General features: G+C 60.2%; 10 protein-coding genes. 8 read left to right on the top strand and 2 right to left on the bottom strand.

All coding sequences use genetic code 11. The annotated features are described in order from the left end of the window. Positions 1 to 216 precede the first annotated feature (216 nt). The gene (gene chaB, locus ACSIPU_RS04230; protein ID WP_004103144.1) at positions 217 to 447 is read left to right on the top strand and encodes a putative cation transport regulator ChaB; all 231 of its coding nucleotides are present in this window, start codon (positions 217 to 219) and stop codon (positions 445 to 447) included. Between the two features lie 149 nt (positions 448 to 596). Further along, positions 597 to 1,277, top strand: a complete 681-nt coding sequence (locus tag ACSIPU_RS04225) for a gamma-glutamylcyclotransferase (protein ID WP_004103143.1) — start codon at positions 597 to 599, stop codon at positions 1,275 to 1,277. Between the two features lie 35 nt (positions 1,278 to 1,312). On the opposite strand, the gene ACSIPU_RS04220 is transcribed toward ACSIPU_RS04225, so the two are convergent. Then, complete coding sequence (locus tag ACSIPU_RS04220) at positions 1,313 to 1,555, bottom strand: DUF1883 domain-containing protein (RefSeq protein WP_004103142.1); 243 nt, start codon at positions 1,553 to 1,555, stop codon at positions 1,313 to 1,315. 238 nt (positions 1,556 to 1,793) lie between these two features. After that, a complete protein-coding gene (locus tag ACSIPU_RS04215) occupies positions 1,794 to 2,147 on the bottom strand; it encodes a DsrE/DsrF/TusD sulfur relay family protein (RefSeq protein ID WP_004103141.1) in 354 nt (117 codons plus the stop codon). A gap of 68 nt (positions 2,148 to 2,215) precedes the next feature. Between ACSIPU_RS04215 and nasR the strand changes: the two genes are divergently transcribed. The 6 genes from nasR to ACSIPU_RS04185 all read left to right on the top strand — a co-directional run bounded on the left by nasR (position 2,216) and on the right by ACSIPU_RS04185 (position 13,280). After that, the gene (gene nasR, locus ACSIPU_RS04210; RefSeq protein ID WP_024274371.1) at positions 2,216 to 3,412 is read left to right on the top strand and encodes a nitrate regulatory protein NasR; all 1,197 of its coding nucleotides are present in this window, start codon (positions 2,216 to 2,218) and stop codon (positions 3,410 to 3,412) included. A gap of 246 nt (positions 3,413 to 3,658) precedes the next feature. Continuing rightward, a complete protein-coding gene (locus ACSIPU_RS04205; protein WP_024274370.1) occupies positions 3,659 to 4,915 on the top strand; it encodes a CmpA/NrtA family ABC transporter substrate-binding protein in 1,257 nt (418 codons plus the stop codon). A gap of 1 nt (position 4,916) precedes the next feature. Then, complete coding sequence (ntrB, locus tag ACSIPU_RS04200) at positions 4,917 to 5,801, top strand: nitrate ABC transporter permease (RefSeq protein WP_024274369.1); 885 nt, start codon at positions 4,917 to 4,919, stop codon at positions 5,799 to 5,801. A gap of 10 nt (positions 5,802 to 5,811) precedes the next feature. Continuing rightward, a complete protein-coding gene (locus ACSIPU_RS04195) occupies positions 5,812 to 6,600 on the top strand; it encodes an ABC transporter ATP-binding protein (RefSeq protein ID WP_016808835.1) in 789 nt (262 codons plus the stop codon). Between the two features lie 9 nt (positions 6,601 to 6,609). Next, positions 6,610 to 10,680, top strand: a complete 4,071-nt coding sequence (gene nirB / locus ACSIPU_RS04190; RefSeq protein WP_196557506.1) for a nitrite reductase large subunit NirB — start codon at positions 6,610 to 6,612, stop codon at positions 10,678 to 10,680. Next, the gene (locus tag ACSIPU_RS04185) at positions 10,680 to 13,280 is read left to right on the top strand and encodes a nitrate reductase (protein WP_032745168.1); all 2,601 of its coding nucleotides are present in this window, start codon (positions 10,680 to 10,682) and stop codon (positions 13,278 to 13,280) included. Before nirB ends, ACSIPU_RS04185 begins: the two co-directional genes overlap by 1 nt. The last annotated feature ends 49 nt before the right edge of the window (positions 13,281 to 13,329 follow it).

Genomic DNA, 13,329 nt, shown 5'->3' with positions numbered 1-13,329 from the left:
ATAAAATAACAGACATTGATTAAACTAATTTGTTTTTTTACTTAAATTTACCACTATAGTCCTGTAAAAGTGATAGATTGCCATAAACTGCGGTTACTATTTTTTTGTATTTATTATTCAGATAATTACTAAAACATCTTTCTCATTTATCTGTCGCCTTGCCAGCCGGTTGATCCTCTACCAGACTCACTATTCACCCTTAAACCGGAGGTTGCCATGCCCTATAGCAACAAAAGTGAATTGCCCGACAGCGTTCAGCACGTACTGCCCGCCCACGCCCAGGAGATTTACAAAGAAGCCTTTAATAGCGCCTGGGAGCAGTATAAACATAAAGAGGACCGGCGTGATGACGCCAGCCGCGAAGAGACGGCGCATAAAGTGGCCTGGGCAGCGGTGAAAAATGAATATCAAAAAGGTGAGGATGATAAGTGGCATAAGAAGAAATAATACCTTTTGCCGCGGCCTCCGCTGACTGTCCGCTTGCCCGCGGCCCGTTCATTGCTTATTGTCGAATAAAGCTGGATAATAATTCGGCAATACTTCACGGATGGCACCAGATAATCGCCGGAAGCGGGCAGTGGCGGAGGTAGTAGACAGTGTTAACTCGTGATTTCTTACTGAATGCAGATTGTAAAACGGCGTTTGGCGCTATTGAGGAATCGCTTCTCTGGTCGGCAGAACAACGGGCCGCCTCTTTGGCGGCGACCCTGGCCTGTCGTCCGGATGACGGCTCGGTGTGGATCTTTGGTTACGGTTCGCTAATGTGGAATCCGGCGCTGGAATATCGCGAATCCTGTACCGGTACGCTACCGGGCTGGCACCGCGCGTTCTGTTTGCGGCTCACCGCCGGGCGCGGTAGCGCCATGCAGCCGGGCCGCATGCTGGCGCTGAAAGAAGGTGGGCGCACGACCGGCGTCGCCTACCGCCTGCCCGATGAATCGCTGGAAGAAGAGCTGACGCTGCTGTGGAAGCGGGAGATGATCACCGGCTGCTACCTGCCGACCTGGTGTAAGCTGGAGCTTGACGATGGTCGCACCGTCAATGCGCTGGTCTTTATTATGGACCCGCGACATCCGCTGTTTGAGGCGGACACCAGCGCGCAGGTGATTGCGCCGCTGATAGCGCGCGCCAGCGGGCCGCTTGGTACCAACGCTCAGTATCTGTTCGCGCTCGATCAGGAGTTGCGCAAACTCGGCATGCACGACGCTTGCCTCGACGATTTAGTCGGTAAGGTACGTCATCTGCTTGGGGAGAATAGCCAGCCGGGGCTGGCGTAAGAATGAATCGCCCGGGGAGACCCGGGCGTTTGCTATCAGGCGGGAACGTAGCTGATAGAGTGTTCCAGCGACTGGCTGTGGCTGTCGATGAGAACGTTCCAGGTGCCGCTGTAAGGCACGGTCAGATACGCGCTATCTCTGTCCTGTACGCTCAGAACATCAGCGTGACTATCGCCAGGCACTTTGGCACTCATCAGGTGAATATGGCAGCGTTCAGAACAACGCACCACCAATGTGTCACCGCCAAACAACGTCAAACTTGCTTTTACCATTGCCATTTAATCTTAACCCCGTTTCTGTCTACAGCATCCTGCCAGCCCATTAACCCGCGTGATATTGTTCACACTTTGCTCTGTGCATAACACCAAAGGGGAGGGATGCGGATGCTGATTTTGATCAAAAAAAAGAATAAAGATTAAACAAAAATGACGTTGTGCCTGAAAGCTTTCAGCTGGCATTGTTTTCGATTAGTAAACGCCGCCAGCTTAATATTTAATCCCGTGAGCGCGGGGATTTTTAGAAGGTCAGGACTTTATCCGCCGCCAGCGTCCACTGCGCCAGCTCAACGAGGGTGCCAATCTCCACGCCATCAATCAGCGGCAGCGCGCTGATCCCCCGGCCATCGGTACAGGTTTTACACAGCTTCACCGGCACATTTTGCGCGGTGAGGATCTCCAGCATCTGCTGAATATTGTAGCCTTCCGCTGGCTTCTGCCCGCGCAGGCCGGCGGTGACCGCATCGGACATTAAAAACAGTTTGAGTTCAAGGTCGGACTGCTGCTCGCGCAGGGCGATCGCCAGACGCAGGCTGTTGAACAGAGATTCGCTGCCGTAGGCGGCACCGTTAGCGATAATCACAATACGTTGCATAAGGACTCCTTCTATAAGGCACGGTTATTGCTTGGCTGAAGTATAAAGCGTTAACCCGGGAGAGGGGTATGAATAATACGGCTGGCAATAGGCCTGAGGTGGTCGACTGGTTTGTGCGCGCGCGGCGACGCCAGAAACAGCAGCTACGTCAGCTGTCGCAGCTGGGGTCGCTGGCAGGAGAGATAAGTTCGCTGGTGCATATGCTGCAGTGCGAACGCGGCGCGTCGAATATCTGGCTGTGCTCGGGCGGCAGACTGTACTCGGCGGAGTGCCGGGCGGCAGCGGCGCTGGTCGATGAGCAATTCACACGTTTCAACGCCGCGCTGGAACCCGCCCGTGATGCCGCCAGCAGCGCGCTCTGCTGGCGCATTGCCTGCGCGGCGTGGTATTTGACGCAGCTTGCGGCGCTGCGCCAACGCGTGCGCGCCCGGAACATTCCTGCCGAAGAGGCGACCGGGCAGTTTAGTCGTATTATTCGCCATCTGTTGAATATTGTTCCGCAGCTCAATGACAGTATCGACGACCCGCAAATCGCTGGACGTATGGTAGCGCTCTATAGCTTTATGCAGGGAAAAGAGCTGGCCGGACAGGAACGTGCGCTGGGCGCGCTAGGCTTTGCCCGCGGGCAGTTCAGCGATGAACTGCGTCAGCAACTGGTGGACCGCATTGATGGTCAGCAGCCCTGTTTCGATAGTTTTCAGGCCTTAAGCTATCCGCCCCTCACCACTCTGTTTGCCAGCCAGTGCCTGGCCAGCCTGGAGATTGAACAGCTGCGGCGGGTTGCCTGTACCCGCCAGCCTCCAGTAGACGAGGGAGAAACGGCGCTCCGCTGGTTTTGCGCACAGACCCAGCGCCTTGAGCAGCTCCGTGGCGTGGAAGAGCGGCTAATCGTCGACCTGCTCAACGCCACCGCCGCCCTGCTGGAAGGCGAAGAGCAGAGCATGCAGTTGCCGCCCGCAAACTGGGATGAGGCTGAGGACAGTATCGCCCTGCGGCTGTACAAACAGCTGCTGCCGCTGGTACGCCAGCAGGCCCTTGAGCTTCAGCAACTCTCCTGCCAGCTTGCATCGTTAAAGGAAGCCCTTGAAGAGCGCAAACTGATTGAGAAGGCGAAAAGCGTGCTGATGACCCATCAGGGGATGCCGGAGGAACAGGCCTGGCAGACGCTGCGAAAAATGGCGATGGATAAGAACCAGCGGATGGTGGAGATAGCCCGTGCGCTGCTAACGGTAAAATCACTCTGGCAGACAACCCCAAAGGAGTAGTTGCACGATTAGCGAGCATTTATTGCCAGCCGACGGTGCAGCGTTTTGCGTATAGCAAGGCCGCTGGCTAAGCAAAAGCGCACAATATGGCCTTCTGCAAATCTGGCATCTGCTTTGCATTAGAAAAAATGAGTGAATAAGGTTTTGGGCAGCGGGCCAATGGCGGTGCGTATGTCCATGGATAAAGGCGTCCTGCGGTGCGTAAGCACCGCCGGGCGCTTTTTTTTGCGCGTTTCTGGAGCAGATATGGGCGATACGTTTTCAATTTCACGACGGCGTTTATTACAGACGGGGGCGGCGCTAGGCGGCGCGATGCTGCTGCCCGGCATGATGCAGGCGGCATGGGCGGCGGGGACGGATAAGCCGGAACAGACCACCGTGCGGGTGGGTTTTATTCCGCTGACCGACTGTGCCCCCTTAGCCATCGCTTCCCTAAAGGGATTCGATAAAAAGTACGGCATCACCCTCGTCCCGAGCAAGGAGGCCAGCTGGGCGGCAGTGCGCGACAAGCTGGTTGCCGGAGAGCTGGACGCCGCGCACATTCTGTACGGCATGCTCTACGGCCTTGAGCTGGGGATCGCCAGTAAACCCCAGGCGATGGCCAATCTGATGACTCTTAACCGCAACGGGCAGGCGATTACGCTCTCCAGCGAGCTGCAGGAGAAGGGCGTCACCGACCTGGGCGGACTGAAAAAACGGATCGACCAGCAGGCGCCGGGCAGCTACACCTTCGCCCATACCTTTCCAACCGGCACCCACGCGATGTGGCTCTATTACTGGCTGGCGAGCGGTGGAATTAACCCTTTCGACGATATCCGCACCGTCGTTGTGCCGCCGCCGCAGATGGTGATGAACATGCGTATCGGCAATATGAGCGGTTTTTGTGTCGGCGAGCCGTGGAACGCGCGCGCCATTAACGATCGCATCGGCTTCACCGTCGCCACTTCTCAGGATATCTGGCCGGAACATCCGGAAAAAATTCTCGGCACCCGCAGCGAATGGGTTGAGCGTAACCCGAATACGGCTCGGGCGTTGGTGGCGGCGCTGATGGAGGCCCAACGCTGGATTGATGCTTCCGTGGAGAATACTCGCGAAACGGCGCGGATACTCACCAGACGCGCGTGGCTGAACACGAAAGAGCAGTACCTCACCGGGCGCATGCTCGGCGCATACGACAATGGTATCGGTCGCCGCTGGCAGGATGCGCACCCGATGCGCTTCTACGAACAGGGGGAGGTGAGCTTTCCATGGCTCTCGGACGGCATGTGGTTTTTGACCCAGTTCCGCCGCTGGGGATTGTTGAAGGCGTCGCCGGATTATCAGGCGGTGGCGCAGCGCATTAATCGCATTGACGTCTGGAAAGAGGCGGCGCTGGCTGTCGGCGGGATCGGCGCGCCGAAGCAGCCGATGCGCAGCAGCACATTGCTCGACGGCAAGGTCTGGAATGGGGCCGACCCGGAAGGCTATGCCAGCAGTTTCGCGATTCAACGTAAAGGGGCATGAGATGAAACACGCATATAAAACTCAACCGCAGGCCAGCGCTGGAAAGGCGCCCGGCGAAGTGATCACCCTGGCTCCGCTGCAGGTTCGCAAAACCACGCCTCCGTTCAGCCGCTGGCTGCGCGATGCTACCCAACGTCTGCTGCCGCCGCTGCTCGGGCTGGGATTGCTGCTGTTGGGCTGGCAGCTGGCAGCAATAAACAGCAAAGGTTTCCCGACGCCGCTCAGCACGCTGGATTCCGCGTTGACCCTTTTTGCCGATCCGTTTTATCAGGACGGGCCGAACGATATGGGGATCGGCTGGAACGTGCTGGCGTCGCTGCAGCGCGTGGCGGTGGGGTTTGGCCTTGCCGCGCTGGCGGGCATTCCTCTGGGCTTTCTGATCGGTCGTTCGCCATTCTTCGCCCGGATGTTTAACCCGTTGATTGCGCTGCTGCGCCCGGTCAGCCCGCTGGCCTGGCTGCCTATTGGCCTGCTGCTGTTCCAGAAGGCGGAACCGGCCTCGAGCTGGACCATTTTTATCTGCTCGATCTGGCCGATGGTTATTAACACCGCCGAGGGCGTGCGGCGTATTCCTGAGGACTACCTCAACGTGGCCCGCGTGCTGCAGCTTTCCGAGTGGACGGTGATGCGCAAGATCCTCTTTCCGGCGGTCTTACCCGCGGTGCTGACCGGGGTTCGTCTCTCGATTGGTATCGCCTGGCTGGTGATCGTCGCCGCCGAAATGCTCACCGGCGGCTTAGGGATCGGCTTCTGGATCTGGAACGAGTGGAACAACCTCAACGTTGAAAACATCATCATTGCCATCGTCATTATCGGCGTGGTCGGGTTGCTGCTGGAACAGGGGCTGATGCTGCTCGCCCGTCGTTTTAGCTGGCAGGATAAATAAGGAGTCGCAGATGAAACCACTCATTCAGGTCCAGGGCGTCAGCCAGCGTTTCAATACCACCAGCGGCGAATTCCTCGCACTGCAGAATGTCTCATTCGATATTTACGAGGGGGAGACCATCAGCCTGATTGGTCACTCAGGGTGCGGTAAGTCAACTCTGCTGAATCTGATTGCCGGGATTACCTTGCCGACGGAGGGCGGCCTGCTGTGTGATAACCGTGAAATCGCCGGGCCGGGCCCGGAACGCGCGGTGGTGTTTCAGAACCACTCTCTGCTGCCGTGGCTGACCTGCTTCGATAACGTTGCGCTGGCGGTGGATCAGGTCTTCCGCCGCAGCATGAGCAAAGGCGAGCGCAAAGAGTGGATTGAGCACAACCTCGAACGGGTCCAGATGGGGCACGCCCTGCACAAGCGCCCGGGAGAAATATCCGGCGGTATGAAGCAGCGCGTTGGCATTGCCCGGGCGCTGGCGATGAAGCCGAAAGTGCTGCTGCTGGATGAACCCTTTGGCGCCCTTGATGCCCTGACGCGGGCGCATTTACAGGACGCGGTGATGCAGATTCAGCAGTCGCTGAATACTACCATCGTGATGATTACCCATGATGTTGATGAAGCGGTGCTGCTTTCCGACCGGGTGCTGATGATGACCAATGGTCCGGCGGCGACGGTCGGGGAGATCCTCGATGTTAACCTGCCGCGCCCGCGCAATCGCGTGCAGCTGGCGGACGATAGCCGTTATCACCATCTGCGTCAGCAGATCCTGCACTTCCTCTATGAAAAACAGCCGAAAGCGGCATAGGGGGCGGCGATGACGCGGCAACTGGTGATTATTGGTAACGGTATGGCGGCCACGCGCCTGGCGCAGGCATTGGTAGAACGGGATGCGCAGCGGTTTAGCATCACCATTATCGGCGATGAACCCGGCCAGGCCTATAACCGCATTCAGCTGTCGCCTGTGCTGGGCGCAGAGAAAACAGCAGGCGAGACGAGACTGCTGCCCGAGACGTGGTATCAACGGCATAACGTTAAGGTACGCGCCGGCGAGACGGTTACGGCGGTGGATATTCATGCCCGTACGCTGCAAACCACCGCAGGGGTAGTTAGCTGGGATGAACTGGTGTTCGCCACAGGCTCGCTACCGTTTGTGCCGCCGTTACCGGGCATTACGCAGCCGCACGTTTTTGCTTTCCGCACTCTGGCGGACGTCGAGGGCATCCTGGCCATCGACGGCCCGGCGGTGGTTATCGGCGGGGGCGTACTCGGCGTAGAGGCCGCCGCGGCGCTGCGGCGTTATGGTGACAGTGTCACTTTACTTCATCGCGGAAGCGGGCTGATGGAGCAGCAAATCGATGCTTTTGCCGGCGAGCAGCTGCAAATGCTGCTTGCCGATCGCGGGATTCGCTGCGTGATGGAGAGCCGTATCGCCGCTATTGATGCACATCAGGTGCGGCTGGAGGACGGCCGCGCGTTTGCCGCCTCGCGGGTGGTGCTGGCGACCGGCGTGCAGCCGAACAAACGGCTGGCCGAGCGCAGCGGGCTGGCCTGCGCCCGCGGAATCCTCGTTGACCGCCAGCTGGCAACCGTGCAGCCGGGCGTCAGCGCCATCGGGGAGTGCTGTGAAATCGACGGTCGGACCTGGGGGCTGGTGGCGCCATGCCTGCGCCAGGCGGAGGTGCTGGCTGCCCGCCTGTGCGCTACCCCAGGCGAAGATTTTTGCTGGCAGGATAGCGGCACTCGTCTGAAGGTCAGCGGTATCGAGTTGTTCAGCGCGGGCGAGCTGCGGGCCGCAGAACAGGATGAAAGCTGTATCAGCTGGGACCCGCTGGACCGCCACTACCGGCGCCTGCTGCTGCGCGACGGTAAGCTGCGCGGCGTACTGCTGCTGGGCGATTGCAGCAGCGCTGCGCCCCTCACCGCTCTGCTGGGGGCGGATGCCCCGGCGCCGGCAGAGTGGCTCTTCGATCCCTCTTCAACGATGCAGCCGCGCGCTGCGGGAAAAATTATGATGACAAAACCTGTTTTAGTGCTGGTCGGACACGGTATGGTCGGCCACCATTTTCTTGAGCAATGCGTCGACCGTCGCCTTCATCAACGGTATCGGATTGTGGTGTTCTGCGAGGAACGCTATGCCGCCTACGACCGGGTTCATCTGACTGAATATTTCACCGGACGCAGCGCAGAATCGCTGTCGCTGGTTGAGGGCGATTTTTTCGCTCAGCACGGTATTGAGCTGCGCCTGAGCGAATCGGTCGCCAGCATCGACCGCGAAGCGCGGGTGGTGCGCGATGCCTTCGGCCACGAAACCCACTGGGATAAGCTGGTGCTGGCGACGGGGTCTTACCCGTTTGTTCCGCCGGTGCCGGGTCATCATCTCGAGGGCTGTTTTGTTTATCGTACGCTTGACGACCTCGACCAGATTGCCGCCCGCGCCGCAACCGCCCGACGGGGTGTAGTTATCGGCGGCGGGCTGCTCGGGCTGGAAGCGGCCAACGCGCTGAAGCAGTTGGGGCTGGAAACTCACGTTGTCGAGTTTGCGCCGAACCTGATGGCGGTGCAGCTGGACAACGGCGGCGCGGCAATGCTGCGAGAAAAAATCAGTCAACTGGGCGTCGGGGTGCATACCAGCAAGGCGACGACGGAGATTGTTCGCAACGAACAGGGGCTACAGCTGAACTTTGCCGACGGTAGCTCGCTGGCGGCCGATATGCTGGTGTTCTCCGCCGGTATTCGCCCGCAGGACGGGCTGGCGCGCAGCGGCGGGCTGGAAGTGGGCGAACGCGGCGGGATTTGTATCGACAACCAGTGTCGTACCTCCGACCCGGACGTGCTGGCAATCGGCGAATGTGCCCTGTGGGAGAACAAAATTTATGGTCTGGTGGCGCCTGGCTATCAGATGGCGCGCGCCGCAGCGGCTACCCTGGCGGGCGAGGAAGGCTGCTTTAGCGGCGCGGATATGAGCACTAAGCTGAAGCTGCTGGGCGTTGATGTCGCCTCGTTCGGCGACGCCCAGGGGCGCACCCCGGGCTGTCAGAGCTATCAGTGGACCGATGGGCCGCAGCAGATCTACAAAAAAATTATAGTCAGCGCGGAGGGCAACAAACTGCTCGGCGGGGTGCTGGTCGGGGATGCCAGCGACTATGCCACGCTGCTACAGATGATGCTTAACGGTATGGCTTTACCCAATCACCCGGAAAGCCTGATCCTTCCGGCGCTGGAGGGCAGCGCGCCAAAAGCGCTCGGCGTGGCGGCGTTGCCGGACAGCGCGCAGATTTGCTCCTGTCACAACGTCAGCAAAGGCGATATCTGCCAGGCGGTGAACGGCGGCGCGGGCGATATGGCGGCGATAAAAAGCTGCACCAAAGCGGCGACCGGCTGCGGCGGCTGTAGCGCGCTGGTAAAACAGGTGATGGAGTATCAGCTTGCCGAGCAGGGCGTTGAAGTCAAAAAGGATATCTGCGAGCATTTTGCGTGGTCGCGGCAGGAGATCTATCACCTGGTACGCGTCAACCATATTCGCACCTTCGAACAGCTTATTACCCGCTATGGACGCGGTCACGGCTGTGAGATCTGTAAACCTCTGGCGGCCTCGGTGCTGGCCTCCTGCTGGAATGAATATCTGCTGAAGCCAGCGCATTTGCCTCTTCAGGACACTAACGACCGCTACTTCGCCAATATTCAGAAAGATGGCACCTATTCGGTGGTGCCGCGTATGGCGGCGGGAGAGGTGACGCCGGACGGGCTGATTGCGATCGGCCAGATCGCCAAACGCTATCAGCTGTACAGTAAAGTGACCGGCGGCCAGCGTATCGATCTGTTCGGCGCGCGCCTGGAGCAGCTCCCGGCAATCTGGCGCGAGCTGGCCGAGGCGGGATTTGAAACCGGCCACGCCTACGGCAAATCCCTGCGGACGGTGAAATCCTGCGTGGGTTCAACCTGGTGCCGCTATGGCGTCCAGGATTCCACCGGCCTGGCGGTAACCCTCGAACATCGCTATAAGGGGCTGCGCGCGCCGCACAAAATTAAAATGGCGGTCTCCGGCTGTACCCGCGAATGCGCGGAGGCCCAGAGCAAGGATATTGGCGTCATCGCTACGGAGAAGGGCTGGAATCTGTACGTTTGCGGCAACGGCGGTATGAAGCCGCGCCATGCCGACCTGTTCGCCAGCGATCTGGATGAAGCCACCCTTATCCGCAGTATCGACCGGCTGCTGATGTTCTATATTCGTACCGCCGACCGTCTGCAGCGTACCAGTACCTGGATGGATAATCTTGAGGGAGGCGTCGACTATCTGCGCGCGGTTATCCTCGAAGACAGCCTTGGCATCGGCGAAGAGCTGGAGCAGGAGATGGCGCGGGTGGTCGAGAGCTACCAGTGCGAATGGCAAACCACCCTTAACGATCCGCAGCGGCTGGCGCTGTTCCGCTCCTACGTGAACAGCGATGAGCCGGACGAAGCGGTGCAGCGGCAAACCCTGCGCGGCCAGCCGCAGTTGGCCCCGTTCGCGGCGCAGGCCGAACCGGCGCTGCCGTCCCGCCCGTGGCAGGCCATTTGCGATCTCGACGCCATCCCGCAGCAGGCGGGGATTGGCGCGCGGCTCGGCGAGCGGCAGATTGCGCTGTTCCGCTTTGGCGATCAGGTATATGCCCTCGATAATCTTGAACCGGGCAGCGAGGCCAACGTTCTTTCGCGCGGCCTGCTGGGCGATGCGGGCGGTGAACCGATCGTGATTTCACCTCTGTATAAGCAGCGTATTCGCCTGCGCGATGGCCGCCAGTGCGACGACGGCGAACTGGCGGTACGCGCATGGCCGGTAAAAGTGGAGAACGGTAAAGTATGGGTTGGCAACCAGCAGCTGCTGGCGCGCGCGGAGGCCTCGTGATGAATGAAACCAGGACCACTTGCCCCTATTGCGGGGTCGGCTGCGGCATTATCGCCAGCCTGAATGCCGACGGCCAGGTTACCGTACGCGGGGATGAACAACATCCGGCAAACTTTGGCCGCCTGTGCGTGAAGGGGGCGGCGCTGGGCGAAACCGTCGGGCTGACGGGAAGATTGCTCTTCCCGGAAGTCGATGGCGGTCGCGCGACCTGGGCCCAGGCGCTGGCAGCGGCGGGTTCGCGTCTGCGGGAGATTATCGACGAGCACGGGCCGCAAGCGGTGGCGTTTTATGCCTCCGGCCAGCTGCTGACCGAGGATTACTACGTGGCCAATAAGCTGATGAAGGGGTTTATCGGCGCGGCAAATATCGATACTAATTCACGGCTGTGCATGTCTTCAGCGGTCACCGGCTACAAACGGGCGCTGGGCGCTGATGTGGTGCCGTGCAGCTATGAGGACGTGGAAAACAGCGATCTGGTGGTGCTGGTCGGGTCGAACGCCGCCTGGGCGCATCCGGTACTCTATCAGCGGCTGGCGCAGGCGAAGCGCGACAATCCGCAGATGCGGGTGGTGGTCATTGATCCGCGTCGGACCGCCACCTGCGATATTGCGGACATGCATCTGGCGCTGGCTCCCGGCAGCGACGGCGGACTGTTTGTCGGCCTGTTGAACGCCATTGCCGCCCGCGACGACATCTGCGGCGATTTTAGCGATGCGCCGCAGGCGCTGGCCATCGCGCAGGACTGGGATATCAACCACGTCGCGCAGTTCTGCGGCCTGCCGCGACAGCAGATCGCCGATTTCTACAGCGAGTTTATCGCCGCTCCCCGCGCCATCACGCTCTATACCATGGGGATTAACCAGTCCGCCAGCGGCAGCGATAAATGTAACGCTATCATTAACGTTCACCTGGCGAGCGGTAAATATGGGCGTCCGGGCTGCGGGCCTTTTTCGCTGACCGGACAACCTAACGCCATGGGCGGGCGCGAGGTGGGCGGACTGGCGACCATGCTGGCGTCGCATATGAACTTTGAAACCGACGATTTACGGCGTCTGGCGCGCTTCTGGGGGACCGAACGTCTGGCGCAAACGCCGGGGCTGGCGGCGGTGGATCTGTTCGCCGCCATTGGCCGCGGCGAGGTGAAAGCGGTGTGGATTATGGGCACCAACCCGGTAGTGTCGCTGCCGGACAGCCATGCGGTAAGCAAAGCGCTGGCGGCCTGTCCGCTGGTCATCGTGTCCGACGTCGCCGCCGCTACCGATACCGGACGCTTTGCCCATATCCGCTTTCCCGCGCTGGCGTGGGGAGAGAAGAGCGGCACGGTAACCAACTCCGAACGAAGGATCTCACGCCAGCGCGCTTTCATGGCGCCACCGGGGGAGGCCAGAGCCGACTGGTGGATCGTCGCCCGCGTGGCCCAGGCGCTGGGCTTCGGCTCCGCTTTTGCCTGGCAGCACCCGCACGAGGTGTTCAGCGAACACGCCGCGCTTTCAGGATATGAAAATGATGGCCAGCGGGCATTTGATATCGGCGGACTGGCGGATCTCAGCCGCGAAGCGTGGGAGGCGCTGGAACCGGTGCGCTGGCCGGTGAGCCGCAGTCAGGCAAGCTGGGATTTGCTCAAGGGGTGGCACCGCAGCGGCAAATTGCGCATGATCCCGGTGACCCCGCAGCCCACTCGGGCGGTCACCGATGCGTTCTATCCGCTGATCCTCAACAGCGGGCGGATCCGCGATCAGTGGCACACCATGACCCGCACCGGCGCGGTGCCGCGTCTGATGCAGCATATTAACGAGCCGGTGGTGGAAGTCGCGCCAGCGGACGCGACGCGCTATCAGCTGCTGGAAGGCGAACTGGCGCGGGTGCGCTCACCGAATGGGGTGATGGTAGCAAAAGTGATTGTCAGCAATGGCCAGCGTCCCGGGTCGCTGTTTGTGCCGATGCACTGGAATGATCAGTTTGCTCGCCAGGGACGGGTGAATAACCTGCTGTCTGCAGTCACTGACCCGCACTCCGGGCAGCCGGAAAGTAAACAGGCGGCAGTGGCGATAGCTGCCTGGCTACCAGCGTGGAAAGGCGAGCTTTTTTCTCGCTTGTCGGTGCCGCTACCCGCTTCACTACACTGGCGGCGGCGGGCAGCGCAGGGAATCATTCATCTTTCGCTGGCGGGGGATATCGCCTCCCGCGAGTGGCTTATTGAGTGGTGCCAGCGAAAAGGGTGGCAACTACAGACAGCCAAAGGCGGTAGCATCTGGAACCTGCTGGCGTGGCAGGGGGAAGAGCTGATGCTCGGCTGGTGGAGCGATGTCAACGAACCGCGCGTGGATGCCGAGTGGATTAGCGCCGCGTTTCGCAGCCCTCCGCCGAATGCTACCCAGCGTCACGCATTATTGAGCGGCAGAAAGGGTAGCGATGAGGTACCGCGCGGACGCATTATCTGTAGCTGCTTTAGCGTGGGCGAACGGGCGATAGACGAAGCGATTGCCACTGGCTGCCGTACGCCCGCCGCACTGGGAGCAAAGCTCAAATGCGGCACCAACTGTGGCTCTTGTATCCCGGAACTTAAGGCGCTGCTGGCGGCGAAGCTGGCGCAGGCCTGATATTCGGTATATTCCTGGAATCGTGCGGGAGGCTGCCAGGGCGGGTAAA

Source organism: Klebsiella sp. HN106, assembly GCF_051209435.1.
Lineage (GTDB): Bacteria > Pseudomonadota > Gammaproteobacteria > Enterobacterales > Enterobacteriaceae > Klebsiella > Klebsiella oxytoca.
Note: the sequence above shows the minus strand (reverse complement) of the source record. Positions and strands in the feature narration are given on the sequence as shown.